Origin of the sequence: Micromonospora sp. NPDC052213, from assembly GCF_040679695.1 — a bacterium.
Classification (GTDB): domain Bacteria; phylum Actinomycetota; class Actinomycetes; order Mycobacteriales; family Micromonosporaceae; genus Micromonospora.
In genome coordinates this window covers 1-26,440 of record NZ_JBFAVI010000085.1, presented here as the reverse complement: position 1 = coordinate 26,440, position 26,440 = coordinate 1, and the positions used below count along the sequence as shown (strand labels likewise).

The 26,440-nt window shown below is 74.0% G+C and carries 24 protein-coding genes, 5 tRNA genes and 1 pseudogene; 23 read left to right on the top strand and 7 right to left on the bottom strand.

Going from position 1 to position 26,440, the window contains the following annotated elements:
• From AB0L34_RS20365 to AB0L34_RS20350, 4 genes and pseudogenes are all read left to right on the top strand, one after another.
• Window positions 1-730, top strand: a pseudogene (locus AB0L34_RS20365) (D-alanyl-D-alanine carboxypeptidase); the annotation flags it as partial.
• Window positions 731-918: 188 nt separating this feature from the next.
• Window positions 919-1,695: a peptidylprolyl isomerase gene (locus AB0L34_RS20360; protein WP_363705882.1), complete on the top strand. Its 777-nt coding sequence runs from the start codon at window positions 919-921 to the stop codon at window positions 1,693-1,695.
• Between the two features lie 121 nt (window positions 1,696-1,816).
• On the top strand, window positions 1,817-2,683 hold the full coding sequence (locus AB0L34_RS20355; RefSeq protein ID WP_363705881.1) for a M15 family metallopeptidase: 867 nt from the start codon (window positions 1,817-1,819) through the stop codon (window positions 2,681-2,683).
• Window positions 2,684-2,873: 190 nt separating this feature from the next.
• Window positions 2,874-3,380, top strand: coding sequence for a DinB family protein (locus AB0L34_RS20350; RefSeq protein ID WP_363705880.1), 507 nt, complete (start codon window positions 2,874-2,876; stop codon window positions 3,378-3,380).
• A 66-nt stretch (window positions 3,381-3,446) separates the two neighbouring features.
• Here the strand turns inward: AB0L34_RS20350 and AB0L34_RS20345 are convergent, their stop codons facing one another.
• Genes AB0L34_RS20345 through AB0L34_RS20335 form a run of 3 tightly spaced genes read right to left on the bottom strand, consistent with a single transcriptional unit; the run spans window position 3,447 to window position 5,121 of the window.
• The gene (locus AB0L34_RS20345) at window positions 3,447-4,226 is read right to left on the bottom strand and encodes an alpha/beta hydrolase family protein (RefSeq protein ID WP_363705879.1); all 780 of its coding nucleotides are present in this window, start codon (window positions 4,224-4,226) and stop codon (window positions 3,447-3,449) included.
• A 54-nt stretch (window positions 4,227-4,280) separates the two neighbouring features.
• Window positions 4,281-4,673 (bottom strand): DUF4180 domain-containing protein, encoded by a 393-nt coding sequence (locus AB0L34_RS20340; RefSeq protein WP_363705878.1) that lies wholly within the window; start codon window positions 4,671-4,673, stop codon window positions 4,281-4,283.
• Window positions 4,666-5,121: a helix-turn-helix domain-containing protein gene (locus tag AB0L34_RS20335; RefSeq protein WP_363705877.1), complete on the bottom strand. Its 456-nt coding sequence runs from the start codon at window positions 5,119-5,121 to the stop codon at window positions 4,666-4,668. Before AB0L34_RS20335 ends, AB0L34_RS20340 begins: the two co-directional genes overlap by 8 nt.
• Before the next feature lie 199 nt (window positions 5,122-5,320).
• On the opposite strand from AB0L34_RS20335, the gene AB0L34_RS20330 reads away from it, so the two are divergent.
• The 11 genes from AB0L34_RS20330 (at window position 5,321) to AB0L34_RS20280 (ending at window position 14,099) form a co-directional block, all read left to right on the top strand.
• The gene (locus AB0L34_RS20330; RefSeq protein ID WP_363705876.1) at window positions 5,321-5,575 is read left to right on the top strand and encodes a hypothetical protein; all 255 of its coding nucleotides are present in this window, start codon (window positions 5,321-5,323) and stop codon (window positions 5,573-5,575) included.
• A gap of 162 nt (window positions 5,576-5,737) precedes the next feature.
• Window positions 5,738-7,099 (top strand): hypothetical protein, encoded by a 1,362-nt coding sequence (locus AB0L34_RS20325; RefSeq protein WP_363705875.1) that lies wholly within the window; start codon window positions 5,738-5,740, stop codon window positions 7,097-7,099.
• 596 nt (window positions 7,100-7,695) lie between these two features.
• Window positions 7,696-7,768: transfer RNA gene (locus AB0L34_RS20320), tRNA-Pro, on the top strand.
• A gap of 33 nt (window positions 7,769-7,801) precedes the next feature.
• Window positions 7,802-7,874, top strand: a tRNA-Glu gene (locus AB0L34_RS20315).
• A gap of 31 nt (window positions 7,875-7,905) precedes the next feature.
• Window positions 7,906-7,983, top strand: a tRNA-Gly gene (locus tag AB0L34_RS20310).
• A gap of 153 nt (window positions 7,984-8,136) precedes the next feature.
• A complete protein-coding gene (locus AB0L34_RS20305) occupies window positions 8,137-9,336 on the top strand; it encodes an RtcB family protein (protein WP_363705874.1) in 1,200 nt (399 codons plus the stop codon).
• Between the two features lie 42 nt (window positions 9,337-9,378).
• Window positions 9,379-9,448, top strand: a tRNA-OTHER gene (locus AB0L34_RS20300).
• A 32-nt stretch (window positions 9,449-9,480) separates the two neighbouring features.
• Window positions 9,481-9,552 (top strand) — tRNA-Gln (locus AB0L34_RS20295).
• Between the two features lie 126 nt (window positions 9,553-9,678).
• Window positions 9,679-10,761 (top strand): SRPBCC domain-containing protein, encoded by a 1,083-nt coding sequence (locus AB0L34_RS20290; RefSeq protein ID WP_363705873.1) that lies wholly within the window; start codon window positions 9,679-9,681, stop codon window positions 10,759-10,761.
• A 267-nt stretch (window positions 10,762-11,028) separates the two neighbouring features.
• Complete coding sequence (locus AB0L34_RS20285) at window positions 11,029-12,381, top strand: hypothetical protein (RefSeq protein WP_363705872.1); 1,353 nt, start codon at window positions 11,029-11,031, stop codon at window positions 12,379-12,381.
• A 149-nt stretch (window positions 12,382-12,530) separates the two neighbouring features.
• Entirely contained in the window at window positions 12,531-14,099 is a 1,569-nt protein-coding gene (locus AB0L34_RS20280) for an amidohydrolase (RefSeq protein ID WP_363705871.1), read from the top strand.
• Window positions 14,100-14,237: 138 nt separating this feature from the next.
• On the opposite strand, the gene AB0L34_RS20275 is transcribed toward AB0L34_RS20280, so the two are convergent.
• From AB0L34_RS20275 to AB0L34_RS20260, 4 genes are all read right to left on the bottom strand, one after another.
• Window positions 14,238-15,128 carry a Gmad2 immunoglobulin-like domain-containing protein gene (locus AB0L34_RS20275; protein WP_363705870.1) on the bottom strand — a complete coding sequence of 297 codons (891 nt, stop codon included), beginning with the start codon at window positions 15,126-15,128 and terminating at the stop codon, window positions 14,238-14,240.
• The gene (locus AB0L34_RS20270) at window positions 15,125-16,519 is read right to left on the bottom strand and encodes a HAMP domain-containing sensor histidine kinase (RefSeq protein ID WP_363705869.1); all 1,395 of its coding nucleotides are present in this window, start codon (window positions 16,517-16,519) and stop codon (window positions 15,125-15,127) included. The genes AB0L34_RS20275 and AB0L34_RS20270 overlap by 4 nt, the downstream gene beginning before the upstream one ends.
• 12 nt (window positions 16,520-16,531) lie before the next feature.
• Window positions 16,532-17,212 carry a response regulator transcription factor gene (locus AB0L34_RS20265; RefSeq protein ID WP_363705868.1) on the bottom strand — a complete coding sequence of 227 codons (681 nt, stop codon included), beginning with the start codon at window positions 17,210-17,212 and terminating at the stop codon, window positions 16,532-16,534.
• A gap of 94 nt (window positions 17,213-17,306) precedes the next feature.
• On the bottom strand, window positions 17,307-17,885 hold the full coding sequence (locus tag AB0L34_RS20260; RefSeq protein ID WP_363705867.1) for a hypothetical protein: 579 nt from the start codon (window positions 17,883-17,885) through the stop codon (window positions 17,307-17,309).
• 349 nt (window positions 17,886-18,234) lie between these two features.
• Between AB0L34_RS20260 and AB0L34_RS20255 the strand changes: the two genes are divergently transcribed.
• The 8 genes from AB0L34_RS20255 to AB0L34_RS20220 form a co-directional block, all read left to right on the top strand.
• Window positions 18,235-18,654: an NUDIX domain-containing protein gene (locus AB0L34_RS20255; RefSeq protein ID WP_357463128.1), complete on the top strand. Its 420-nt coding sequence runs from the start codon at window positions 18,235-18,237 to the stop codon at window positions 18,652-18,654.
• A 230-nt stretch (window positions 18,655-18,884) separates the two neighbouring features.
• A complete protein-coding gene (locus AB0L34_RS20250; protein ID WP_357463131.1) occupies window positions 18,885-20,075 on the top strand; it encodes a snapalysin family zinc-dependent metalloprotease in 1,191 nt (396 codons plus the stop codon).
• A gap of 148 nt (window positions 20,076-20,223) precedes the next feature.
• Window positions 20,224-20,850 (top strand): hypothetical protein, encoded by a 627-nt coding sequence (locus tag AB0L34_RS20245; protein WP_363705866.1) that lies wholly within the window; start codon window positions 20,224-20,226, stop codon window positions 20,848-20,850.
• A gap of 197 nt (window positions 20,851-21,047) precedes the next feature.
• The gene (locus AB0L34_RS20240; protein ID WP_363705865.1) at window positions 21,048-22,115 is read left to right on the top strand and encodes a LacI family DNA-binding transcriptional regulator; all 1,068 of its coding nucleotides are present in this window, start codon (window positions 21,048-21,050) and stop codon (window positions 22,113-22,115) included.
• A gap of 5 nt (window positions 22,116-22,120) precedes the next feature.
• Complete coding sequence (locus tag AB0L34_RS20235; protein WP_357463171.1) at window positions 22,121-23,047, top strand: sugar ABC transporter permease; 927 nt, start codon at window positions 22,121-22,123, stop codon at window positions 23,045-23,047.
• Between the two features lie 58 nt (window positions 23,048-23,105).
• Window positions 23,106-23,945, top strand: coding sequence for a carbohydrate ABC transporter permease (locus AB0L34_RS20230; protein ID WP_357463140.1), 840 nt, complete (start codon window positions 23,106-23,108; stop codon window positions 23,943-23,945).
• 36 nt (window positions 23,946-23,981) lie between these two features.
• Window positions 23,982-25,274 carry a sugar ABC transporter substrate-binding protein gene (locus AB0L34_RS20225; protein WP_363705864.1) on the top strand — a complete coding sequence of 431 codons (1,293 nt, stop codon included), beginning with the start codon at window positions 23,982-23,984 and terminating at the stop codon, window positions 25,272-25,274.
• A gap of 2 nt (window positions 25,275-25,276) precedes the next feature.
• Window positions 25,277-26,440 (top strand): ADP-ribosylglycohydrolase family protein (locus AB0L34_RS20220; RefSeq protein WP_363705863.1); only part of this gene is annotated, 1,164 nt, incomplete at its 3' end.

Below are 26,440 nucleotides of genomic sequence, written 5' to 3'. Positions count from 1 at the left end.
CCTGCAGTCCGGCAACGAGGCGGCCAACCTGCTGGCCCGCCTCGGCGGCGGCCCGGACGGGATGGCCGGCGGCGTACGGGCGATGAACGAGGAGGCGCACCGGCTCGGCGCCCTGCAGACCCACGCGGTCACCCCGTCCGGCCTCGACGGGAAGGGCCAGTTCACCAGCGCGTACGACCTGGCGCTCATCGCCCGGGCCTGCTTCGCCGACCCCACCTTCCGCCGGTACGCGCTGACCGAGACCCACCGCATTCCCGCCCAGCCGGCGCAGCGGACCAAGGGCTTCGAGATCCAGAACGAGAACCAGCTCATCTACCGCTACCCCGGGGCGCTCGGCGGCAAGACGGGCTTCACCGACCTGGCCCGGCACACCTACGTCGGGGCGGCCCACCGGGGCGGCCGACGGCTGGTCGTCACGCTGCTCGGCGCCGAACCGCGGCCCGCGCGGGGCTGGGAGCAGGGCGCCGCGCTGCTCGACTGGGGCTTCTCGCTGCCCCGGGACTCCGCCGTCGGCCGGCTCGTCGAGCCGGGGGAGTTGGCCGCCTCGGCGGCCGCCACGCCGCCCGCGCTCGCCGCCACCGGCGAACCTCGTCCGGCCGCGGCCAGCGGCCCGCTGGAGGACGGGCTGCTCGGACGGTGGCCCGCGGCCGCGCTCGCGGTGGCCGTGCTCGGGCTGGCGGCGGTGGCGCTGCTCCGGCGGCGCCGGGTGGGGCGGCGCCGGACCCCCTGACCGCGGGCAGGACGTGCGTCGCCGCAGCACCAGATGTTCGTGGCCACCCACCTGCCGCAGGTCGCCGCGGGTGCGGAGCGGATCGACAACCGACGACGAGGTCCATAGACTCCGGTCGTTCTGGTGCCACACGTCCAGGGAGGATCCACGTGCCGAGCGAATCCCGACCGCACCCCGTCCCGCCGTCGATCGCGGCGCCCCGCCGACCGGCCCGCGCGCTGACCCGCCTCGCCGGGGTGGCCCTGGTGGCGGGCGCGCTGGTGACCGGTGGCGGCGCCGCCGCGGTCGCCGCGCCCGCCGGGTCCCCGCCCGGCTCCGCCGCCGGTCCCCGGATCACGCCCGGACCGTGCGCCTACACCGAGACGCCGGAGGAGCCGGCCGCCCGGCCGGTTCCGCTGCCGCCCGACCCGAGGCGCACGCCCGACCGGGGCACGGTGCGGGTGACGCTGCGGACCAACCAGGGGCCCATCGGGCTGACGCTCGACCGGGAGGCCGCGCCGTGCACCGTGCAGAGCTTCCTGCACCTGGTGCGGCACCGCTTCTACGACCGCACCTCCTGCCACCGGCTCACCGCGTACCCGACGCTGAAGGTGCTCCAGTGCGGTGACCCGTCCGGCACCGGCTCGGGCGGCCCGGGCTACCGGTACCTCGACGAACTGCCCACCGACCTGCCGCCGGCACCGACCGACCCGACCGGCGTGCGCCGGCTCTACGCCCGGGGCACGCTCGCCATGGCCAACGCCGGCCCGGACACCAACGGCAGCCAGTTCTTCCTGGTCCAGTCCGACTCGGCGCTGCGCCCCAACTACACCGTCTTCGGCTCGATCGACGCGGCCGGCCTGGCCACGCTCGACCGGATCGCCGCCGGCGGCATCGCCCCCACGGTCGAGGACCCGGCGCCGGTCGACGGCGCGCCCGCACTGCCGGTCGACATCCGCCGGGCCGTCCGGCACCACCACCACTGACCCCTCCACCGCCCCGCCCGGCCGTCCCTCGGCCGGGCGGGGGCGGGCCTGACGGTTCCCGCGCGTACACCTGTCGCCGGACCCGGGGTCCGACGGGCCGGCACCCTGATAGACAGGAGGCGTGGACAGGGCGGGCCGGGCCGGCCGGCGGCCCCGGGGCGCCGCCGCCCGGGCCGTCGCCGTGGTCGTGGTGGTCGCGGCGCTGGTGCCGGCCTGCACCCGGCCCGGTCCGTCGCCAGCGCCGTCGCCGTCGGTGTCGGCGGCCCCGACCGCGCCCGCGACGCCGCGCCCACCGGACTTCGTCGTCCTGACCGACGTCGACCCCAGGATCCGCACCGACATCCGGTACGCCACCGCGCACAACTTCGTCGGCCGGCCGGTCGCCGGTTACCCCGAACCGCTCTGCCTGCTCACCCGGCGGGCCGCCGAGGCGTTGCGCCGGGTGCAGGACAACGCGCTCGCCCGGGGCCACAGCCTGAAGGTGTACGACTGCTACCGCCCCCGGCGCGCCGCCGACGACTTCGTCGCCTGGGCGAAACAGCCCGGCGAGCAGCAGATGAGGGCCGAGTTCTATCCCCGGGTGGCGAAGTCGAAGCTGTTCGACGAGGGGTACATCGGCGCACCCACGGCGCACAGCCGGGGCAGCGCGGTCGACCTGACCCTGGTCGGCGTGCCGACCCCCACCCAGGCCCCGTACGCCCCGGGCCAGCCGCTGGTCTCCTGCACCGCCCCCAGGGGGCAGCGGTTCGGCGACAACAGCGTCGACATGGGCACCGGCTTCGACTGCTTCGACCCGCTCGCGCACACCGACTCGCCCGGGATCACCGGCACCGCGCGGGACAACCGGCGGCTGCTGCGGCAGCTGATGACCGACGGCGGCTTCGTCAACTACGACCGCGAGTGGTGGCACTACCGCTACCGCGACGAGCCCTGGCCGGACACGTACTTCGACGTGCCGGTGGCCCGCACCTCGGTGCCGAGCGGATAGCCGGCGGAGCGGCCCACCAGCGCGGCGGGCGATCGGCGCGGCGGGGCCCGGGCCCGCCTCGGCGACGTACTCGGCGGGACGCGGCGCGGCGCGGGGCGGACCCGTCCGGCATGATCACCTCGGGAGGGCGCCGCGCGGGGCCCGCAGGACACTCCGACGGCGGCGCGTCGTCGGGCGAGGGGAGCCGGCAGTGACCACCGAACGCATCGGCCCACCGCTCACCGGGGGCGAGCGCGAGATGCTCCGCGCCTTCCTCGACTACCACCGGGCGACCCTCGCCATGAAGTGCGACGGGCTGTCCGACGAGGACCTGCGCCGGCAGTCGATGCCCCCGTCCACGCTGTCACTGCTCGGCCTCGTCCGGCACATGGCGGAGGTGGAGCGCAACTGGTTCCGGCGGACCATCGACGGCGAGGACGTCCCGCTGGTCTGGTCGGACTCCGGCGACTTCCAGGCGGCGTACGACGCCAGCGGCGCCACCCGGGCCGAGGCGTTCGACGCCTGGCAGCAGGAGGTCGCGCACTCCCGCCGGATCGAGCGGGAGGCGGAGTCGCTCGACGTGACCGGACACAACGCCAGGTGGGGCGAGGACGTGTCGCTGCGGCTGGTGATGCTGCACCTGATCCACGAGTACGCGCGGCACAACGGCCACGCCGACTTCCTGCGCGAGGGCATCGACGGCACCGTCGGCGCCTGACCGGCACCGACGGCACCCCCGGCGCCCGGGGACCAGCGACGGCAGCGGGGAGCCCGGGCGCGGCGGTCAGCCGTCGGCGCGCAGCGGCAGCCAGGCCAGCACGTCCTGGATCTTCGCGTCCCAGTACGCCCAGTCGTGCGCGCCGGGGGAGAAGTCCACGGTGAGCGGGACGCCCCGCTCGCGGGCCGCCGCGACGAAGGTCAGGTTGTCCTCGTACAGGAAGTCCTCCGTGCCGCAGGCGACGTAGAGCGCGGGCAGGTCGCTGCCCGCCTTGTCGAGCAGGGCGACGGCGTCGTCGTCGCTGCCCGTGACGGCGCGCTCGCCGAAGACGGTGTGCCAGACCTGGGCGTCGATCGGGTGGGCCGGATGGTGCCGGCGGCCGGCCACGTCGAGCGCGCCGGACAGGCTCGCCGCCGCCGCGAACCGGCCCGGGTCGCGCAGCGCCCACTTCACCGCCCCGTAGCCGCCCATCGAGAGCCCGGCGACGAAGGTGTCCTCCCGGCGCGCCGAGAGCCGGAAGAACTGGTGGCACAACCCCGGCAGTTCCTCGCTGAGGAAGGTCCAGTACCGGTTGCCGTGCTCCTCGTCGCTGTAGAAGCTGCGCCCGACCTGGGGCATCACCACCGCCAGGCCGAGCGGCGCGACGTACCGCTCGATGGACGTGCGGCGCAGCCAGATCGTGTCGTCGTCGGACAGGCCGTGCAGCAGGTAGAGCACGGGCGGGTCCCCGTCCGGGGCGCTGCCGGCCATGCCGATCTGCGAGGAGGTTCGCTGCGGCAGGAGCACCGTCATCGAGGTGCTGAGACCGAGCACCTCGGAGTAGAAGTCAGCACGCATCAGGGCCACGGTCGTCGACCGTAGCCCATCCTCGGCCGGCGCCCACCGGGGCGGTGCCGCGGCTCAGCCGGCTGCCGGGCCGGTCCGCCGGGTCGCGGCCCGCAGCCGGTCGTCGAGCGCGTCGAGGTCGGGGACGAACCACACGTGGCCGGCCTGGTTCGACTCGTCGACGAGCGCGCGCAGGGCGGCGCTGGCCGCGAGGTGTCGGGAGATGTCGCCGACGACGACCAGACGCAGCCGGTAGTTGACGAACTTCTGCATGACCTCGCCGGCGAAGCGGCTGCCGAGGGAGAAGAAGGACGGGTCCAGCCGGTGTGCGGGCACGGCCACCACCTCGGCGCCGAGGAAGGCCGCGCCGATCAGGTCCAGCGCGTCCTGCTCCGTGGCCACCGACGGGCCGTCGGGGCCGCACACCAGCACCGGCACGCCGGCCCGCTCCCGCACCACGTCAGGCATTCCCGACCTCCCGGGTGAGCAGGCCGTTGTCGCCGTCGAGCACCGCGTCGAGCAGGCGCAGCACCTCGGCGGTGGCGGCGGCGCCGCCGAGTATCACGATCTTCATGCGGTGTCGCTCCTCGTCGTGGACGGTCTGGACGCGCAGCGGGTGGCCGGGGTCGTGGCCGGTGTTCGCCCCGGCCAGGACGAGCGTGCCGAGTCGGTCGGCCGCGGCCCGGTCGACGCCGTCGATCTGCACGATGCTCGACACCTCCACCACCGGGCCCGCGGCGGGACGGGACGGCTCCGGCCGCCCGGTCAGGGCGTCGAGGTCGGCGCGGGCGATCCGGTACTGCTTGCCGATCCGCACCGCCCTCAGTCGGCCGGCGCGGATGTAGCCGCGCACGGTGCGCACGTGCAGGCCGAGCCGCTCGGCCACCTGCTCGACGGAGTACATTTCCTCACTCATCACTCCCTAGCCTAGTGCAGATAGGGAGCGATAGGGAAGCCCGGGAGTGGTTCCGGTCCCTGTGACGCGCGGCTCGTGCGCTCGAGCGCCCGAAGCCGAATATCCATTGCGGCCACCGTCCGGCGCGCCTACCGCCATCCACAGGTCAACCGAATGACCCAGGGGAGCAGCTCTATCGACGCGGATGTTGCGGTTTGGAATGTCAGCCAACGCAGCGCATGGAGCCGCCTGGTCGGAGAAGAAAGTCACTGACGTCCAGCTGCACTACCTGCCGTGGGACGACTACATCAGGGGTTCCTGGTGCACTCGGATCACCGTCCGGTTCGGCGCCGCCGTGGCCGAACTGCTGCTCGGCGGCGACGGACGGGACGGGCGGCTCAGCCCCGCGGCAGACAACGTCGCGGTTCTGCTCGACCCGCCTCAGCTTCCAGAGTGGGAACCGACCGCACACTGAGGTCGAGCCCCCTTTCCCCGTTTCGTTGGGAAACGGAAGCGATGTCCGGCCGCGACCCGCAGCGCGGCCTAGGCGCGGCGCATGCGGGTCGCAGATCGCGGCGAACTGCGCCGTCTTACCCCGGCGGTAGCGTGGACGCGGACGCGCGAGGGAGGACGAATCGTGGCGGACAGCCGGGAGAAGGTCAGCGTCACCTGCGCCGAGTGCGGCTACACGCGGTCTGTGCGTGCGGTGCTGGTCCGCGGCTTCGACGCGCTGGTGTGCGCCCGGCACCGCCTCCCCAGTCCGCCGGCCTCGTTGGTCGTACCTGCCGGTTACGTCGTGACCGTCACCCCGAACGTCGCCGGATATTTCACCGGCCACACCGTCGGCGAGTCGACCGCGGCCGAGGCGCGCTCGCGCTGGCGTGCCGCGGCGCTCGCCGCCGCCGCAGCCGACCGCCCCGCCCCGCCACTGCCGCCCGCCGCGGACGTGCCGACCTGGCAGCCGGTCGTCGACGCACTCACCGCCGAGCTCGGTCCCGACGGCTGGGAGCTCGCCGACGCCGCCTTCGAACGCGGCCGCCGGGGCCGGGTGTGGACAGTGAAGATCTACACCAACTTCGGCTGGGCCGGGTTCCTCGCCGGGTCGCCTCGGCGGATCGCCGCAGATCTGGCAGCGATCCGCGACGACTATGCCCGGCAGACTGCCGCCGCCGGGCTGACCTGCCCCTGCTGCGACGCCGACCTGTCTCCGGCCGCGCCGGCCACTCGCTGCGGCTGCGGCTCGATTGCCTGGCATCCGGTCGCCTGGACCGCTGGGGACCTGGTGTCGGCGATCGCCGACGTGCTGGCCTACGTCGACGATGCCCCATCGTATGAGGTCGCCGCCGAGCAGGTGTTGCTCACCTGCCTGCTCGAACCACCCCACATCGAGTGGGACGCGGGCGAGCTGCCGCGGGTAGCGGGCACCTTCGACGACATTGCGGCTGCGCTGCGGGTGCTCGTTCCGAGCGCGCGCTGGGCGACGATCGGTGGACGATTGTGCGGAGTGCTGCCAGTGGGGGTCCGTTGGGAGGGCGGCCCTGGGGCGCAGTTGCGCCAGGCGGCGAATGTCCTCGGGTACCGCGTCCACCCGATCAGTTCCCTGCGCATTCCCTGCCTGGCGGCGGGTGATGACGCCGACCACGACCTGCCGACATGGTTCGACGTCACCGCCTCGGGCGAGGGCTGGCAGTTGCGTATCGACGCCGAGGCCGGCCGGCTGTGGCAGCGGTGCGTCGACGAGCACCCGGACGTGGACGACACCGACCTCGACGAGGTCGTCGGCGACGTGCTGGGCGACGCCATGCTGTCCGGGGATCACGCGGTGTGGTCGGTAGCCACGTCTTGGTGGGAAGGCGTCCTCGCGGTCGCGCGCCCGATCGACGACCCGTTCGACGCTACGGCGCTGTGCGCGGCGCTACGCGAGGGCGTCGAGGCGGTAGCTACCCTTCACGCCACCGCCACCGCCCGCGTCACCGCCTCTTTACACGGTGTCAAGTAGCCGTCCGCAGCCGCCGCCTCGGATTAGCCCGATACCGCGCGGTCATCGCAACGGACTCAGAAGGGCGGATCGATCTGACATTCGCTCGCTGAGTGCATTTCCTTGCTCATCACTCCCTAACCTAGCGGTAACAGGGATTGATAGGGAAGTATCAAGCGGTCCGGGATCCTGTGACGCGACCCATCGGCCTGTGCGCGCCCAGGCGGCCGTAGGCGAATATCCATTGCGGCCACCGCCCGGCGCGCCTACCGTCATCGGCGCAAGGTCAACCGAACGACCCTGGGGAGTACACCGTGTCGCAGTGCACCCGCACCGACGCCGTGTGGCCGACGCCGCACTGCGGTGCCTCGCTGCCCACAGGGGAGCGTGCCCTAGGTCAGTGCCGTCCCGAGCAGGGCCGGCAACCGGGGTGACGGCGTGACTAGCGCCAGCGCGTACGCGCAGCCGCCCACCCCACCGGGGACCGGGCGGCTTTTTCGTCCACCCGGACCGGCGTCCCTCCGCCCCGTTCCGGCGCCGTCGACCCTTCCCAACTCCACAGTGGGAGCAACACCCCGGCCGCCCACCACGGGCCGACCGGGGCGACGACACCGTCACCGGGACGAGGGAGCTGGCTGACCCGCTCGCCTTGGGCGCGAGAGACACGGGGTTCGATTCCCCGGTCCCGGACGGCAGGGCAGGGCGCCGACCCTGCCCTGGCACGGGCCGTTGGAGCAACTGGAAGCTCGCCCGGTTCTCAGCCGGGAGGTCACGGGTTCGAACCCCGTACGGCCTACGCGGCGACGCCCGAGCGGTGTCGCAGGCACGCGGTTGTGGCGCAGCCAGGTCAGCGCGTCACCCTGCCACAGGGAAGATCGCCGGTTCGAATCCGGCCAACCGCTCCACCCGCCGGGCCCCGCGCCCGACGGGCCGGCCGCGCGCTGGGCGCGGAGGGGTCGCGCACACCCCTCCCACCGGGTTCGATTCCCGGGCGGTCGTCGATCCTTCCGGTCGCGCCGAGACGGGTGCCGACCAGCCGACGACACGAGGAGACGACCATGAGTTTCACCCCGCTCGCGGGCACCCGCGCGCCGGTACGGGTCTGGACCGACCCGTACGGCATCGAGCCGCAGGCCGCCCAGCAGCTGCGCAACATCGGCGCGCTCCCGTGGGTGGAGGGCGTCGCGGTCATGCCCGACGTGCACTTCGGCAAGGGCGCCACGGTCGGCTCCGTCATCGCGATGCGGCAGGCCGTCTCGCCGGCCGCCGTCGGCGTCGACATCGGCTGCGGCATGTCCGCGGTCCGCACCTCGCTGACCGCCGCCGACCTCCCGGACGACCTGGCCGGGCTGCGGTCGGCGATCGAGGCCACCATCCCGGTCGGGTTCGCCCAGCGGGAGAAGCCGGTCGACCCGCGCCGGATCCGGGGCCTGGAGCAGGCGGGCTGGGACGACTTCTGGCGCCGGTTCGCCGGCCTCGACCGGCGGGTGGCGCAGCTGGAGACGCGGGCCCAGCGGCAGCTGGGCACGCTCGGCGGCGGCAACCACTTCATCGAGGTGTGCCTGGAGCAGGGCGGCGCCGACGAGGGCCGGGTGTGGCTGATGCTGCACTCCGGCTCCCGCAACATCGGCAAGGAGCTGGCGGAGCGGCACATCGCCGTCGCCCGGCGGCTGCCGCACAACACCGACCTGCCCGACCGGGACCTGGCGGTGTTCCTCGCCGGTACGCCGGAGATGGACGCCTACCGCCGGGATCTGTGGTGGGCGCAGGAGTACGCGCGGCGCAACCGGGCGGTCATGCTCGCCCTGCTCTGCGGCGTGGTGCGGGAGCACCTCCCGCAGGTGCGCTACGACGAGCCGATCTCGTGCCACCACAACTACGTGGCGGAGGAGAGTTACGACGGCGTCGACGTGCTGGTGACCCGCAAGGGGGCGATCCGGGCCGGTCGGGGGGACCTGGGCATCATTCCCGGGTCGATGGGCACGGGGTCGTACATCGTGCGGGGCAAGGGGAACCCGGACGCGTACTGCTCCGCGTCGCACGGGGCCGGGCGGCGGATGTCGCGGGCGCAGGCGAAGCGGACGTACAGCACCGCCGACCTCGCCGCGCAGACCGCCGGCGTGGAGTGCCGCAAGGACGCCGGGGTGGTCGACGAGATCCCCGGCGCGTACAAGGACATCACGCAGGTGATGGCGCAGCAGGAGGACCTGGTCGAGGTGGTGGCGCACCTCAAGCAGGTCGTCTGCGTGAAGGGTTGACCGCCGACCGGCGCCCAGGAGGGGTGGGCGCCGGTCGTCCGCCCCGGTGGCTCAGCGGAGAGAGCGCCGGTCCACGAACCGGAGGGCCCGGTTTCGAATCCTGGTCGGGCCCGGTCCGGATCCGCGGCGCGGGACGGAACCCCTTGCGAGCTGGTGCAATCGGCAGCACACCCGTCTCTGGAACGGGCGATGGAGGTTCGAGTCCTCCGCTCGCAGCGAGGCCGGGGCCGCGCCGGCGCGGTCCGCGCATCGGCGGATGTGGGCGTCCGGGATGGACGTCGGATCTGCCCGCCGGTGCCGCCCCGCCCGGCGGTCCCGCGACCGGAATCGTAGAGTCTCGCCGTGAGCGAGATCGGCACGCAGGTCGACCTGTTCCACCCCGCCGAGCGGGTGTGGCGCGCATTGACGGATCGTGAGTTGCTCGTCCGGTGGTTCGCCGAGGTCGAGATGATGGCGGGGACGCGCAACCGGCTGCTGCTGCACACGGCGGGGCTGCCCGGCTTCGGCGCCGCCGTCGACGCGGAGGTCACCGAACGGCAGGAGCCGGAGCTGATCGCGCTGCGGTGCCTCGAGGGCGGCCGGCGCAGCCGGCTGACCTGTGCCGTCACCGCCACCGCCGAGGGCTGTCGGCTGTCGGTCCGCGAGGTGCTGGAGCACGGTGTCTGGGCCGACGAGCAGCGCGAGCGCCGCGCGGAGTGCTACCGGCAGGCCCTGACCAATCGGCTGCCCGCGATCCTCGACTGGCTGGCCTTCCAGCAGGTGGACCTGCGCCGTGGCGAGGCCGGGATGACGGCCGAGATGCCGGTCACGGAGGCGTTCGACGACGAGCCGGCGTCGGCCGGCCGCCGCAGCCGGCCGCTGCTGGTCGCCGGGCTGGCCGGCGCCGCGTTGGCCGCCGGGGTGGCGGTGTGGGCGGTGCTGCCGGGCGAGCCGGACCGTGCCGCCGGACCGGCGCCCGCGCCGGGGCCCACCGCCACGACCGCCCCGAGCGGCTCGCCCCGGTCGACCCCCTCCGCCCGTCCCACCCGGACCGCCACCCCGGACGCCACCCGCCCGAGCCGCACCCCCACGGCGAGGCCCTCGCGTACGCCCACCTCGGCCGCGCCGTCGGGGGCCGCCGTGACCGCCCGCTACGAGACGGTGTCGACTCGGCTCTTCGGCTACACCGGTGAGGTGGTGGTCGACAACTCGGGCGGCGCGGCCGCGAAGGACTGGACGGTGGTCGTGACGCTGGCCGAGGGCGGCAGGGTCTCCGACGCCAGCGGCGTCGACTGGCGGCAGGACGGGCAGTCGGTCACCTTCACCGGGCCGCCCGTGAAGGCCGGACAGTCGCGGACGTTCACGTTCGAGGTCCGCGACAGCGACCCGGCGACCAAGGCGCCCGAGGGCTGCGTGGTGGGCGACGACCCGTGCACCGGCCTGTGACGGCCGTGGCGCTGTCCCGGCCCGTGCTGCCGCCGATGCGCCTGACGCGCGTGGCGACCGCGTCGACGGCCCGGATGTGAATATGGCCATGAAGGACGGTGTCCGCGGTGACGGGGCCGGATTCCAGCTGCTCGTACCGGTCGCCGATCGCGGCCACCGTGCGCGTGCCGGAGCCCGTCCGTTTTGACAGGCTCCCCTCCCGGCGATTTGGATGATCTTGCGGGAGGCGCGGTACCAGGAACGCCTCCCCGCTCTGCGGAGGTGTGCATGAGGGGTATGGGAAGGGCCGTCACCATCATGGTGGCGGCCGCGATGCTGGCGGCCTGTGGCGACGGTGACGACGGCGCGGCGCGCAGCGCAGATCCGGGCGGCTCGTCGCCGGGCGTCGGGGCGTCTCCGCAGCCCGTGGTGAACGCGCCGGAGGGGTTCGACACCGCCAAGGGCTGGCAGGAGACCGTCGGCTGGCTGCCGGAGGACGCGGAGAACCTGACGGTGGGAGCCGCGGCGAAGGCGGGCGTGGTCGCCTTCCTTCAGAAGAAGGGTGAGGGCTACGTCGTCGATGCTCGCGACGCCGCCACCGGCGCACCCCGCTGGAGCAGCCAGCAGTGGCAGCCGCCGACCCTTCCCGAGAACGTGAAGCCCGATCCGTCGTACCTCCCCCAACTCCTCGTCGTGAACGAGGAGGGCCGTGAGTACGTGGTCGTCTGGGCCTACACCCCTCGGTTCACGGACGAGGACACGGTCTCCCTCGTCGCCTACCCGGCCGACTCGTCCGGAACGGAGGTCGTGGCCGCCCACACCCGCACCGTGCCGATGGATGCCTACGGCCCGGCGAAGGTCGTCGACGGCGGGAACGGGCTGCTGGTCAGCTGGGAGGACAAGGGCATCTCGCACGCCGCGGCGATCGACCTGTCGAAGGACCGCATCCAGATGTACGACGAGAGCGTGCGGCTGCCCTACTGCGAGGAAGTGGGCTGCATCAGCGGTCGGGTGGCAGGGCTCTCCCCGGACGGCCCGGTCGTCACGCTCAGCCCGGCCGGCTTCGGCGTCCCCGGCGTCTGGCAGGCCAGCGACGCCCTTCCGCCGGGCGCCGACCTGCAGTTCGTCAGCAAGTACGAGAACGGCCGGGTGTTCGCTGTCGTCGGCGACCATGTCTTCTCCCTCTGGAACGCCGAAAAGGGCCTGAGGAAGCAGGGCGGCATCTCGGTGGCAGCCGTGCACGACCTGAAGTCCGGAAAGCTCAAGGCGTCCGTGGTGTGCGACCCACAGGGCGGGTCGGGGGGACTTTCCTACGATCCCGTTCTGTCGCCGAACGGCCGCTACGCCGTCGGCGGAACCCTCGCCTTCGACCTCGGGACGGGCAAGGGTCACTGCCTCTGGGAGGTCGGGGATCAGGAGAGCGTCCACCTGGTGTCCGTCGACGACGACGGCACCGCGTACGGCCACCGGCGAGGGGGAGACGCGACGGTCCCTGTCACCGTCGCGGTGGGCACCGGGAAGATCGAGGAGCTTCCCCAGGACACCGAGATCCCGTTCCTGTCGCTGCCGGGAATCGGAGGATTCTCGCTGCCCGCCGCGACCAACGGTGAGCGGCGGTTCGTCTTCCTCCCGCGTCGCTGACCCGTCGCCGGACTCATCGGTGGGCGCGGCCGCAGGTCGCGCCCACCGCCGTAGGGGGCGACTACGGGCGACCGGGGCGGTGACTTCCGACTTCTCTCCGCCACTCCTACAGTGGGTGGTCACCCATCACTCGAGCCCCTGAAGGTGACATGAGCATCCGCGTGTACCGCAACGCCGCCATCCGCACCGGGGACGCCGGCAACCCGTCGGCCCGGGCCATGGCCGTGGCCGGCGAGCGACTGCTGGCCGTCGGCACGGAGGCGGAGGTGCGCGCCGCCGCGGGACCCGGCGCGGAGCTGGTCGACCTGGCGGGCGCCGCCGTGCTCCCCGGTCTCTACGACGCCCACATCCACACCGCGCAGTACGCCCACAGTCTGGACGCGGTGGACCTGCGCGACGTGCGTTCCCTGGACGACGCGCTGGCCATGGTTGCCGCGCACGCGGCGCGGCTGCGACCGGGCGCCTGGCTGTTCGGCGGCAGGTGGAACAGCAACACCTGGGATCCGCCGAGGCAGCCGGACAGGTACGCCCTGGACTCGGTCTGTCCGGAGCTGCCGGTCGTGCTGCCGAACGCGGACGGCCACACAGTGTGGGCCAACTCGGCGGCCCTGCGCCTGGCCGGCATCGACGCCGACACCCCCGACCCGGTGGGCGGTGAGATCGTCAGGGACGAGCGCGGGGAACCCACCGGCATCCTGCGCGAGACGGCCTGTCGCCCGCTGGAGGACCTCATGGTCTCCCGCGACCTGCGCGAGCAGCTCCGCGTCGTGCAGGACGAGCTGCTCGCCCTCGGTCTGACCAGCGTGCACGACATCGACGGCGAGGACTGTCGGGCGGCCTACCTGGAGTTGCGGGAGGCCGGCGAGCTGAAGCTGCGCGTACACAAGGCCATTCCGTCGGTCCACCTGGAGGAGGCGATCGCCGAGGGCCGCCGCACCGGGCAGGGCGACGACTGGTTCCGCACCGGGCCCGTGAAGATCTTCAGCGACGGGGCGCTGGGCTCGCACACCTGCCACATGAGCGAGCCCTTCGCCGGCCAGCACCCCAACGTCGGCATCGCCGTCACGCCGTACGAGGACCTGGTCAAGCTCTTCGCCAGGGCGGCGGAGAACGGCATCGCCGTGGCGACGCACGCCATCGGCGACCAGGCCAACCACCTCGTCATCGACGCCTACGAGGCCGTCGGGCGTACGCCGGGGTTGCGGCACCGCATCGAGCACGCCCAGCACCTGCGGCCCGGCGACCTGGCCCGGATGGCCCGGCTGGGCATCGCCGCCTCGATGCAGCCCGTGCACTGCACCAGCGACATCGACCTCGTCGACACCCTGCTGGCCGGGCACGACCTGGCCTCCTACGCCTGGCGCGGGATGCTCGACGCCGGCGTCGGCCTGGCCTTCGGCTCGGACGCCCCGATCGAGCACCCCAACCCCTTCGCCGCCCTGTACGCGGCGGTGACCCGTACCCGTCCCGACGGGACGCCCGTGGGCGGCTGGCAGCCCGAGCAGCGGCTCACCATGGCCGAGGCGCTCGCCGCCCACACCCTCGGCGCGGCCCACGCCGCGGGCGAGGAGGACCGTAAGGGCGTCCTCGCGCCCGGCATGCTGGCCGACTTCATCGCGGTGGACACCGACCCCTGGCTGGAGTCGCCGGACGCGGTGCTGCGCACCCGGGTCATGACCACCGTCGTGGGCGGCGAGATCCGCTGGCAAAGCGGGTGAGCGCCGCGACGGCGTGACGGCGGCCGGCGGCGCGACGGCCACGGCCCGGGGCGCCGACGCCGGGACCCGGTGACGTGGCCGGCGCCGGGGAGGACGTGACCGGCGGGGGCCACCCGCGTCGACGCGCCGGCCCGGTGCTCAGGATCGGACGGGCGTGAGGGTGACGGGCACCGCGACCACGTGCCGGCGCGTCCCGTCCGCCGCCGAGACCTCGTACGCCTCGATCGTGCCGGGCTGCTCCCGCTGCACCCGGTAGGCGACGGTGACCCGGAAGTCGCCCCGGCAGCCCGTGCCGCAGGTGGCCGTGGTGAAGGTGGTCGCCACCGTCCGGCCCGCCGCGTCGAGCACCCGGACCGTGACGGTGGCCTCGAACACGTCGGCGCTGCCGGTGACGGTGACCGGGCTGCCGACCCGTGCGCCGATGGTCGGGCCGGTGACCACGACGGGTGGCAGCAGGTCCGCGTAGTCGGCCCGGCCGACCGGGGGACCGGCGGCGAGGCGGACCCGCTCGACGGTGGGGAACTGGGTGAGCGTGTAGACCACCTGCGCCTCGCGCAGCCGCCGGGTCGGCGCGTCGCCGCCCGCCGGGGCGGGTGCGACCGTCGCCACGCCGTCGGCGATGCGGGTGACCTCGCCGCCGGCGGGCAGCAGGGTGGTCAGCCCGGTGGCGGCCTCCGCCGGGGTGGGCCCGGCGGCCAGTTCGGTCAGCGCCAGCCGGGACGTCGCCACCGTGGCCGGCCGGGTGCGCCGGGTCGGCGCGAGCCGCCCGTCCCGGACGTACCACAGCTCGACGGTGACGGTCTGCGCCCGCGTCGGGGCGGCGGCGGTCGCGGCGGGCGTGGGGGAGCGGACCGGGCCGGCCGTCGGCGGCGCCGCGGTCGAGCTGGGCGGCGGCGCCGACGCGGACGGGGTGGCGACCGGCGGCGGCGCGGTGGGCGCGGGGCCGAGCGAGCCGGACCGGGGCGCGGCGCAGCCGGCGGGCAGCAGCGCGGCGGCGAGCAGGGCGACGGCCGCGGCGCGCCGGCTCACCGCGCACCGTCCGACGCCGGCTCGGCGGGCAGGTCCAGCCGGAACCGGGTGGACACCCACGGCTCGCTGCGCACGCTCAGCCGCCCGCCGAGCAGGTGGGCGTTCTCCCGGGCGATGGCCAGGCCCAGCCCGCTGCCCCGGCCGGAGCGGGCCGGGTCGACCTTGTGGAAGCGGTCGAACAGGCGCGGCAGGTGCTCCGCCGGGATGCCCGGGCCCTGGTCGCTGACCTCGAAGACGACCCGCGACCCGTCGCCGGCGACCGCGGCCCGGATCTCGCCGCCGCCGTGCTCGACCGCGTTGGCGACAAGGTTCGCCAGTACCCGCTCCAGCCGGCGCGGGTCGGTGCGCAGCGGCACCGGCGCGCCGTCGATCCGCACCCGGTCGGACCAGCCTCGGGCCGCGACGATCGCCCGCAGCAGGGCGACCGGGTCGACGGCGGCGACGGCGAGCCGTTCCCGCCCGGCGTCCAGCCGGGAGATCTCCATCAGGTCCTCCACCAGGAGGCGCAGCCGGACCACGTCGGCGACCAGCAGCTCCGCCGCGCGCCGCGCGTCGCCCGGCAGCTGGTCCAGGTGGTCGCGCAGCAGCGACGCCGCCGCCACCAGGGCGGTCACGGGGGTACGCAGCTCGTGTGCCACGTCGGCGGTGAACCGCCGCTCCCGCGCCTGGGCGGCGGAGAGCGCCTCGATCTTCGCCGCCAGCGCCTCGGCCATCTCGTTGAACGAGGCGGCCCAGTCGCTGAACTCGTCGCGCCCGCGTACCGGCAGGCGGGTGTCGAGCAGCCCCTCGGTGAGGGCCCGCGCGGCCCGGCTGGCCCGGCCGACCGGCTCCAGCGTGCGCCGGGCGAGGGTGTGCCCCACCGCGGCGGCGAGCAGCGCCACCAGCACCCAGCCGGCCAGCAGGGCCGTGCGCAGCTGGTCCAAGTCGGCGGCGATGTCGTCCTCGACGGTGACGACGTACAGCTCGGCCGTCGAGCCGGGGATGCGGCCACCGACGACGAGCAGCCGGGGCCGGTCCTGCGGCGACGACCGCTCGTACCCGAGCTGCCCCTGGGCGACGGCGGCCCGCAGCCGCGCCCCCAGCGGCGGCGCGTACGCCGGGTGGGAGGGGTGCTGCCCGTCGTCGACCAGCACCACGTGCCGGCCGCTGCCCTCGAAGCTGGTCAGCAGTTCGCCGCGACGGTCCTCGGTCAGCGGCAGGAACTGCCCGGCCAGGACGAGCCGGTAGCGGGCGTCGGCGGCGGCCTGGTGCAGCGAGGCGTCGAACCGGGCCTGCCGCAGCAGCAGCCAGGAGCCGCCGGCCAGCAGCCCGGCGGAGACGCCGGCGACGAGCACGAACGCGATGGTCAGCCGGCGGCGCAGGCGTCCGGGCGGTACGGCGCGTCCGGCCATCGCGCACCTCCCTCAGCCCGGCGACAGCTTGTAGCCGGCCCCGCGTACCGTCCGCACGAGCCGGGGGTGGGCGGGATCGTCCTCGATCTTGGCGCGCAGCCGCTGCACCGCCACGTCGACCAGCCGGGAGTCGCCGAGGTAGCCGTGCTGCCACACCCGCTCCAGCAGCACCTCCCGGGTGAGGACCTGGCCGGGGCGGCGGGCGAGTTCGCGCAGCAGACGGAACTCGGTGGCGGTCAGCGCCACCTCCCGGCCGTCCTTGCGGACGACGAAGCTGCCCGGGTCGATCTCCAACCCGGCGACCTCGATGACGGCGGCGACGACGGGGGCGCCCGCCCGGCGCAGCGCCGACCGGACCCGGGCCACCAGCTCGGGCAGGTCGAACGGCTTGCGCAGGTAGTCGTCGGCACCGCACTCGAGGCCGACGACGACGTCCACGGTGTCGGTGCGCGCGGTCAGCATCAGGATGGGTACGCCGCTGGTACGCCGGATCTCCCGGCAGACCTCGATGCCGTCCAGGCCGGGCAGCATGACGTCGAGCACGATCAGGTCGGGCGGCCGGGCACGCCACGCCGCCAGCGCCTCCCGCCCGTCGACCGCGGTGTCGACCCGGAAACCGGCGCGGCGCAGCCCGAGTGCGGTGACCTCCCGGATGGAGGCATCGTCCTCGACGACCAGCACGCGGCCCTCCACCAGCCGAGGGTAGCCCCGCGACGGCCCGCGCCGACCTGGCGGAACGGACGGTGTCGGGGGCCCGGCCGGCGCCGGACCCCCGGTTCCGCGGCGGTCACTGCTGCCACTGGTGCGCCACGTCGAGCACGATCCGGCTGTGCGTGCCCGGGCCGGTCAGCACGAACACCCGGAACGGCAGGCGGGCCCGCACGCCGACCGCGAAGGTGGTGTAGCCCTCGAAGCTGCCGCCGAAGACCACGTCCCGCAGCGTCTGGTGGCGCAGCACGTTCGCGGCGTGCTCGCCGACCCGGTAGGGCACGGTGCCGACGTGCGCGTCGTCGTACGCCGGGGCCCGCAGCGAGACCCGCAGCAGCTCGTCGCCGGCGGTGTACGGCGACAGCGGCAGGCCCTCGCCCTCGGTCCACGTCTCGCCGTAGCCGACCGTGTAGCCGGTGACCGGGCCGGCGAACTCGAACACCACCCGGTCGAAGCAGTCGTGCCGCCCGGTGCGCACGTCGACCAGCGGGGCGCTGCTCGGCGTGCCGGCCGACTTCTCCGCGCTGCCCCAGGTGATCCCGCAGTACGGCGATCCGGTCGCCGCCGCCGTCGTGGTCGCCGCCGTGCCGGTGCCGGCGCCGGCCACCAGCGCGGCGAGCACCACGACCAGGGCCGTCAGTCCATTCCTGATCCGCATCGTCCTCTCCCGTTCTTCCGTTTCCCGGTCGGTGCCCGGCCTCGTCGCCGGGGTCGTCGGATCCACGGTGGAACGCCCTCACGGCAGCAGCTTCGCCGCGCGGTAACGCCCGCGTAACAGCTCGTGTCCGCGGCGCTGCTGCGTGGTCGGGGCGACGCCGACCTCGACCACGGAACCGGCCGACCGGTGCGGGCTGGGCCCGGGTACGGTGTCGGCGCACCTCGGCGGCGCTGCGCGACGCGGGGCTGGTGGGCGCCCACCGCGCCCGCCGTTGCGTGCGGTACGCGCCGACCACCGCCGCCGAGGTGCTGATCGCCGCCGCACCCCGACCCCTCGGAAGGGACCACCCATGACCGGCCGTACGCCGAAGGTCTCCTGCGTCTTCGTCTGCCACGACGGCGCGGGCCGGCTGCTGCTGGCCCGGCGCGCGGCCGGCGCCCGGGACGAGCCGGGGGCCTGGGACACCGGCGCCGGGGCGCTGGAGTTCGGCGAGAGCTTCGAGGCGGCGGTCGTCCGCGAGGTCACCGAGGAGTACGCGGCCACGCCACGGTCGGTCTCCCTGCTCGGCGTGCGCAACGTGCTGCGCGACGACCCGCCCTCGCACTGGGTGGCGGTGCTCTTCGCGGTCCGGGTGGATCCGGCGGAGGTGGCCATCGGCGAGCCGCACAAGTTCGACCGGATCGGCTGGTTCACCCGCGACGCCCTGCCCGCGCCGCTGCACTCGCAACTGCCGGCCACCCTGGCGATGCTTCCCGACCCGCTGCCCTGACCGGCGCGACCGCCCGCCGCCGTCGGCGCTCACCCGTGTGTCGCTCGCCGTCGTCCCCGGGCGGCCGGGGGTGGCGGACGGGGCGCCCCTCGACCTGGCCTGGCGGTGAACTCGCGGGGCGCCGGTATGACGGTTCCGTTATGCCGCATATCGGCGGTCCCCGTCTTAACATTCACGTACATCGATGACCGGCGGTGGCACGCCGCCGGACAACCGCAGGGAGTGCGTGTATGTTCCGACGACAACTGCTGCGCACGGCGGGCGCCGTGCTGGCGGCGGTCCTGGCCGCAACCGGAATGCAGGTCGCCACCGACGCCAGCGCGTCCGCCGCCGCCCGAACCGTCTACTACGACGCGAGCCGGGCCGGCGAGTTCCGCACCAACTTCGACCAGGCCGCAGCCATCTGGAACAGCCAGGTCAGCAACGTCCAACTGGTGGCCCGCACGCCGGGCAACGTCACCATCTACGTCGACAGCGGCTGGCCGCGGGCGCAGGTCACCGGGCTCGGCTCCGGCCGGATCTGGATGGGCTGGACCGCCGTCAACCAGGGGTACGACCGCACCCGCATCGCCAGCCACGAGCTGGGCCACATCCTCGGCCTGCCGGACCGGCGCACCGGGCTGTGTTCCGACCTGATGTCCGGCAGCAGCGCCCCGGTCTCCTGCCGCAACGCGTACCCGAGCGCCACCGAGGCGTCCCGGGTGAACTCGCTGTTCGCCGGCGGCCTGGCCGCGTCCGCGGTGCCCACCGGCACGTACTCGTGGAACGACGGCGACGACATCGAGCCGTACATCGTCGGCGGCCGGCCGGCCACCGAGAACTACCCGTGGATGGTGTACGTCTCCGGCTGCACCGGCACGCTGATCAAGGCCAACTGGGCGGTCACCGCCCGGCACTGCTCGACGCCGTCCTCGGTGCGGGTGGGCAGCATCTACCGCAACAGCGGTGGCACCGTCGTCTCCGTGATCCGCGCGGTCAACCACCCGAGCGTCGACGTGAAGCTGCTGCAACTGTCCAGCTCGGTCGGCTACGCCCCGGCGCCGATCCCGAGCACCTCGGGCGCGGTCGGCACCGCCACCCGGATCATCGGCTGGGGTCAGACCTGCCCGACCCCCGGCTGCGGGGGCGCCCCGACCGTGGCGTACGAACTGGACACCTCGATCGTGTCGGACAGCCGCTGCATCGGCATCAACGGCCCGTACGAGATCTGCACCAACAACACCAACGGCAACTCGGGCGCCTGCTACGGCGACTCGGGTGGCCCGCAGGTGCGCCGGATCAACGGGGTGTGGAGCCTGATCGGCGCCACCAGCCGGTCCGGCAACAACAACTCCACCTGCGCCACCGGCCCGTCCATCTACGTCGACCTGCCGTCCATCCGGTCCTGGATCAACACCCAGGTCGGCGGTCTGCCGGTCTGACGACCACGACCCGGGGGGACGCCGCGCGCGCGGCGTCCCCCCGTCCGTCGTCGGCCGGGCCGCCGCGCCGGGGTGTCACGCGGCGACCACCCGCAGTGCGGTACCGTGCGTGACACATCGACCCCTTCCGAGGTGAACCATGTCCGCCGTGGCCGCACTCGCCCTGACCCTGGCGCTCGCTCCCGCGCCCACGCCGTCGGCCTCGGGCGGGCCGGTCGGCGACCTCCTCGGCGGTATCGGGCAGGTCGTGGACGACCTGCTCACCGGAGGGGGTGGGGCCACCCCGGGCGCCTCCCCGACGCCGGTCCCGTCCGGCCCGACCGCCCCGGCGTCGCCCCGCCCGTCGGCGGCGCCGGTCGCGCCGGGCCCGTCCACGTCCACAAGCACGTCCACCCGCGTCGCCGACCCGGGCCGGACGGCCGAGGGGCCGGGCGAGCGCAGGGCTGCGGTGCCCGCCCCGAACGGGCGGACCGGGACCTCGGGCGATGCGTCCACGGTCGCTGCCCCGCCGGACGGCGACGGGGATCCGGCGGAGCGGTGGCTTCTCTACGGCCTGGCGGCGACCGCCGTGGCGGTGCCGGTGCTGCTCGTCCTGCGCCGGCGTCGGCCCGCCGTCGCGCAGATGGGCCCGGCCGGCGCGTCCGCGCCCACGCCCGACCCCGCGGGGGAACCCCTGGTCGACAACGTGACCCGGTTGCCGACGAACCTGAACGCCATCTACGAGCTGGGCCGGCTCGACGAGCGGCTGAGCCAGGAGCGCGAACGCCGGTCCTGACGGACGCGCCGGCCCCCGCGTGGGCCCGCACGCAGCGTCGTCCCGCTCCGTGGACACCCCGGGTAGTCCGGCGATGACGCGCTGACCAGCGCGTCGCTCCGGTTGGAAACGTTTTCGTAACGGGCCCTTGACCTCCTCGCCGCCCGCGGCGCAGACTCCCGGAAACGTTTACAGGAAACAGGTGGAGGTGCCAGGGCGTGGGTCGTAAACGTTTACCGGAGTCGGCCGACAGCCGGCCCACCGTCCACACCGTCGCGGCCCGCGCCGGTGTCTCCATCGCCTCCGCCTCCCGGGTGCTCAACGGTGTCGGCGGCAGCGAGGAGACCATCCGCAAGGTCCGCGCCGCGGCGGCGGAGGTCGGGTACGTGCCCAACGCCATCGCCCGGTCGTTGCAGTCCCAGCGCACCGGACTGGTCGCGCTCGCGGTCGAGGACATCGGCAACCCGGTCTACGTGTCGATGATGCGGGCCATCGAGGCGGTGGTGGCCGCGTCCGGGCGGCAGCTGCTGGTCCACGCCACCGGCGGGCAGATCGCCAACGAGACCGCGCTGCTGCGCCGGCTGGCCAACCGCTACGTCGACGGCATGATCCTGTCGCCGATCCGAGTCACCGACGACCACCTCGCCGCGCTCGTGCAGAGTCCGGTGCCGGTGGTGGTGATCGGCCAGCTCGGCGCCGACGCGCCCGTCGACAACGTGCGTACCGACTCCCGGCGGGGCGTCGCGCTGGCCGTGGAGCACCTGGTGGCCAGCGGGCGGCGCCGGATCGGCTTCGTCAACGGCCCGCTGGACACCGTCCCCGGCGCCGCCCGCGACGCCGGCTTCCGCGCCGCCCTCGCCGCGCACGCCGTTCCCCTCGACGAGCGCCTGGTCGAGGTCGGCGACTTCCAGTACGCGGCCGGCCGCGCGGCGACCGAACGGCTGCTCGCCCGGGCCCGCCCGGACGCCCTGGTCTGCGCCAACGACCTGATCGCGGTCGGCGCGCTGCACGCGCTGCTGGCCGCCGGGCACCGGGTGCCCGAGGACGTGGCGGTGATCGGCATGGACGACACCGAGCTGGCCCAGATGATGTTCCCCCAACTGTCCAGCGTCTCGCTCGGCTCGGCCGAGCGCGGTCGCCGGGCGGCCGAACTGCTGCTCCAGCGGATCGCCGACCCCGCCCTGCCGCCCCGCCGCGAGCAGGTGTCGCCCAGCCTCGTCGTCCGCGCCTCCAGCCGGCCTGCCGTGACCAACCCCCGTCCGTCCACCGAAGAGGTGCCGTCTTGACGACTGTGGCCGAGCGGCCGGACGTCGACCGGGCCGGAGCGGCCCGTCGGCACAGCCGGTCCCGCTCCGACCGGACCATGATCTACCTGCTGCTGCTGCCGTCGCTGCTGCCGATCCTGGTGCTGTCGGTCTTTCCCCTGGTACGCGGCATGTACCTCGGGTTCACCGACGCCCGGGCCGGGCGCAACGTGGAGGTCAGCTTCACCGGGTTGGCGAACTACCGCGAGCTGCTCGGCGACGAGCTGTTCTGGAACTCCTTCCAGGTCGGCCTGCTCTGGGCGTTCGGGGTGACCGTCCTGCAGTTCCTGCTGGCCCTCGGGCTCGCGCTGCTGCTGAACCAGCGGTTGCGCTTCCGGGGCGTGGCACGGGTGCTGGCCGTGGTGCCGTGGGCGATGCCACCGGTGGTGGTCGGCATCCTGTGGAAGCTGGTCTACCACCCGGACGCGGGCCTGCTGAACGAGTTCTTCCACCGCGTCGGCGCCGACGGCCTGCGGGCCAACTGGCTCGGCGACTTCGGCACCGCCCTGCCGGCGGTGATCATCGTCGGGGTGTGGGCGGGCATGCCGCAGACCACCGTCGTGCTCCTCGCCGGCCTGCAGGGGGTCGGCCGCGAGCTGCACGAGGCCGCCGCGGTGGACGGCGCCAGCACCTGGCACAGGTTCCGGCACGTCACGCTGCCCGCGCTGGCCCCGGTGATCGTGGCCATCACCTCGCTGGACTTCATCTGGAACTTCAACTCGTTCGGCCTGGTCTACGTGCTGACCGCCGGCGGGCCGGGCGGCAAGACCATGCTGCCGATGCTCTTCGCCTACGAGGAGGCGTTCCGCTACGGCAACTACGGCTACGCCGCCGCGCTCGGCAACGTGATGGTCGTGATCATCGTGGCGCTGCTCGCCGTGTATCTCCGTCGCCGGTTGAGGGAGGCGAACTAGTCGTGATCAGTGCGAGGAGTGAGCTTGCGAGCCCCGCAGTCCTGATCGGAGGGCAGTGATGTTCGGAAAGCCGAGCCGCACCGGGCGGGCGCTGCAGTACGTCGCCCTGGCCGGCTACCTGGTCTTCCTCGGGTTCCCGCTGGTCTGGCTGGTCTCGACGGCCTTCAAGCCGCCCCGCGAGCTGGTCCAGCTGCACCCGACCCTGATCCCCGCCAACCCGACGGTGCAGAACTTCGTCCAGGCGTTCACCGAGCAGGAGTTGGGCCGGGCCGCGCTGAACAGCCTCCAGGTCTCGCTCGCCTCGGCGCTGCTCACCGTGCTGGTCGCGCTGCCCGCGTCGTACGCCCTGGCCCGGTTCCGCTCGAAGCTCGGCACCGCGGCCCTGGGCTGGGTGCTGCTGTCGCAGCTCTTCCCGTTCGTGCTGCTGATCATCCCGATCTTCCTGGTGCTGCGGCAGGTCGGGCTGGCCAACACGCACGCCGGGCTGGTGCTCATCTACGTGGTCTGGGCGCTGCCGTTCGCGCTGTGGATGCTGCAGGGCTTCGTCCGCAACATCCCCAGGGAACTGGAGGAGGCCGCCTCCGTCGACGGCGCCAGCCGCGTGCAGATCCTGCGGCGGGTGGTCTTCCCGCTGCTCGCCCCCGGCCTGGTCGCCACCGCGCTGTTCTCGTTCATCTCGGCCTGGAACGAGTTCTTCTTCGCCCTCGTGCTGATCAAGACCCCGGAGCTGGCCACCCTGCCGGTGGCGCTCGCCCGGTTCGTGGGCATCGAGGGCACCGCCCGCCTGGGCCCCCTCGCGGCCGGTTCGCTGCTGGCCACCCTGCCCAGCCTGATCTTCTTCGCGTTCATGCAACGCCGGCTCTCGTCCGGGTCGCTCGCCGGCGCGGTCAAGGGCTGACACGTCCCCCACCCCACCACCCAGGAGGTAACCCCCATGCTCCGTACCAGATTCCGTCGACTCGCCGCGGCCGCCGCGGTCGCGGTCGTCGGCCTCGGCGCGCTCAGCGCGTGCGGCGACGGCGGCGACGACGAGTCCACGTCCGGCCCGGTCAAGCTGCGCTTCCTCAGCCTGGCCTGGCAGAAGGAGTCGCTCCAGGCCAACAAGGACCTGGTCGCCAGGTGGAACGCCGAGCACCCCGACATCCAGGTCGAGTACGTCCAGGGCGACTGGAACTCCGTCCACGACCAGCTGCTCACCTCCTTCGAGGGCGGCGACGCGGCCGACATCGTGCACTACGAGGCGTCCGCGATCGGCGAGTTCAGCAAGCAGGGCTACCTGGCCGACCTGTCCAAGCTCGTCTCCGACGACCTCAAGGGCCAGATCGACCAGGGCATCTGGGACACCGTCACCTACGACGGCAAGATCACCGGCGTGCCGTTCCTGCTGGAGTCGCAGGTCGTCATCGCCAACAAGAAGCTGCTCGACGCCGCCGGCATCGCGGTGCCGCCGGCCGACGGCGGCTGGACCTGGGACGAGTTCCAGGCCAACGCGCAGAAGCTCACCAAGCCGGGTCAGTACGGCGCGGCCTGGGCCCTGAAGTCGCCCACCAACCGCGTGCTGAACCTGGCGCTCAACTTCGACGGGAAGTTCTTCCACGCCGACGGCGGCCGCACCGAGGTCAAGGTGGGCGACGCCGAGAAGGAGGTCCCGAAGCGCATCCACGACATGATCTACACCGCGAAGTCGGCCTCGCCGGAGGCGCTCGGGATGAGCGGCGCGGACACCCTGCCCGGTTTCTTCGGCGGCAAGTACGCGATGCTGCCCGGCTCGGTGTCGCTGCGTCAGCAGATGGTGGAGCAGGCGCCGGCCGGCTTCGAGTGGGTCACCCTGCCGCCGCTGAAGGGGCTGTCCGCGACCCACGCGGCGAACCCGCAGACGCTGTCGGTCAGTGAGGACTCCGCGCACAAGAAGCAGGCCGCGCAGTTCCTGGAGTTCTTCCTCAACCCGACCAACATGGCCACCCTCGCCAAGGGCGACTGGCTGATCCCGACCGGCAAGCAGGCCAACGCGGAGCTGGTCAAGCTGACCGGCGGCAAGCAGGGCTGGGACGTGGCCGCCGACAGCGCCGCCGACCTGACCGTCGCGCCGTTCCAGAAGGCCGACGGCTACCCGGAGTGGAAGACCAAGTACGCCACCCCGGCCCTCCAGCAGTACTTCGCCAACAAGATCACCCTGGATCAGCTCGGCACGCAGCTGGTCGACGGTGGCAAGCAGGTTCTGAGGTAACCATGTCTCTCCTTCTCGACAAGTCGGTCGGATGTCTCGTCGGCGCCGCCGTGGGTGACGCCCTCGGCGGGGCGACCGAGACGGCACTTCCGGAGCAGATCCGCGCCCGCTTCGGCGGCTGGGTGGAGGGCATCGTGCCCCCGTACCACGCCGACTGGGCGACCGCGCGGCCACTCGCGCCGTACCACAAGGGCGACGGGCACATCACCGACGACACGTTGATGACCCACGCGCTGGTGCGGGCGTACGCGGCCAAGCGCGACCACCTGGACGCCTACGACGTGGTGGAACTGCTCGTCCCCGACCTGATCGAGCGGGTGGTGTACATCCCGGACCTGGAGCGCGAGGGGGTGACCTTCCACCGGCTCGCCGCCGCCGAGCGGTGGTTGGTCACCCGCCTGCACCACGCGCACGCCGACCCCCGCGAGGGCGGGGTGGGCAACATCGTCAACTGCGGCGCCGCCATGTACATGGCCCCGGTCGGCATCGTCAACGCGGGCGACCCGGCCGGGGCGTACGCCGAGGCGGTGGAGATCGCCGGAGCGCACCAGCACAGCTACGGGCGGGAGGCCGCGGCGGTCTTCGCCGCCGCGGTCGCCGCCGCCGCGACCCCCGGCGCGGGCGTCGACGACGTGGTCGCCGCCGCGCTGGACCTGGCCCGCGACGGCACCCGGGCGGCCATCGACGCGGTGGTCAAGGAGGCCCGGGGCCACCACGACTGGCGGGCCGCCATCGGCCCGCTGCGCGGTGCGGTCGCCCCCTTCGACACGGTGGGGGAGGAGTACCGCAGCCCCGGGCTGGGCGCCCGGCGGCCGAGCCGGCTGCACGCCATCGAGGAACTGCCGGTGGCGATCGGCATGCTGGTGGTGGCCGGCGGCGACTTCCGCGACGCGGTGCTCGGCGCGGTCAACTACGGCCGGGACGCCGACTCGACCGCCACCATGGCGGCGGCGATCGCCGGGGCGCTCGGCGGCGCGGCGGCGGTGCCGGCGGAGTGGTCGGAGGCGGTCGCCACCGCCTCCCGCACCGACCTGGTCGCACCCGCCCGGGTGCTCGCCGCGGTGGCCACGGAGGTCTTCGACCGCGACCGCGAGCGCTTCGCCCGCCGGGCCGAGCGCTTCGCCGGCCTCGCCGACGGTCCGGCGGGGTCGGCGCCCCGCGCCGGA

What these genes read in the sequence shown, in the direction of transcription:
- AB0L34_RS20340 (WP_363705878.1), bottom strand. Translation starts at nt 4,673, where the DNA reads ATGCCTGACGTGGTGCGGGAGCGGGCCGGCGTGCCGGTGCTGGTGTGC.
- AB0L34_RS20260 (WP_363705867.1), bottom strand. Translation starts at nt 17,885, where the DNA reads ATGCGGATCAGGAATGGACTGACGGCCCTGGTCGTGGTGCTCGCCGCG.
- AB0L34_RS20335 (WP_363705877.1), bottom strand. Translation starts at nt 5,121, where the DNA reads ATGAGTGAGGAAATGTACTCCGTCGAGCAGGTGGCCGAGCGGCTCGGC.
- AB0L34_RS20305 (WP_363705874.1), top strand. Translation starts at nt 8,137, where the DNA reads ATGAGTTTCACCCCGCTCGCGGGCACCCGCGCGCCGGTACGGGTCTGG.
- AB0L34_RS20330 (WP_363705876.1), top strand. Translation starts at nt 5,321, where the DNA reads ATGTCAGCCAACGCAGCGCATGGAGCCGCCTGGTCGGAGAAGAAAGTC.
- AB0L34_RS20285 (WP_363705872.1), top strand. Translation starts at nt 11,029, where the DNA reads ATGAGGGGTATGGGAAGGGCCGTCACCATCATGGTGGCGGCCGCGATG.
- AB0L34_RS20270 (WP_363705869.1), bottom strand. Translation starts at nt 16,519, where the DNA reads ATGGCCGGACGCGCCGTACCGCCCGGACGCCTGCGCCGCCGGCTGACC.
- AB0L34_RS20225 (WP_363705864.1), top strand. Translation starts at nt 23,982, where the DNA reads ATGCTCCGTACCAGATTCCGTCGACTCGCCGCGGCCGCCGCGGTCGCG.
- AB0L34_RS20280 (WP_363705871.1), top strand. Translation starts at nt 12,531, where the DNA reads ATGAGCATCCGCGTGTACCGCAACGCCGCCATCCGCACCGGGGACGCC.
- AB0L34_RS20250 (WP_357463131.1), top strand. Translation starts at nt 18,885, where the DNA reads ATGTTCCGACGACAACTGCTGCGCACGGCGGGCGCCGTGCTGGCGGCG.
- AB0L34_RS20230 (WP_357463140.1), top strand. Translation starts at nt 23,106, where the DNA reads ATGTTCGGAAAGCCGAGCCGCACCGGGCGGGCGCTGCAGTACGTCGCC.
- AB0L34_RS20255 (WP_357463128.1), top strand. Translation starts at nt 18,235, where the DNA reads ATGACCGGCCGTACGCCGAAGGTCTCCTGCGTCTTCGTCTGCCACGAC.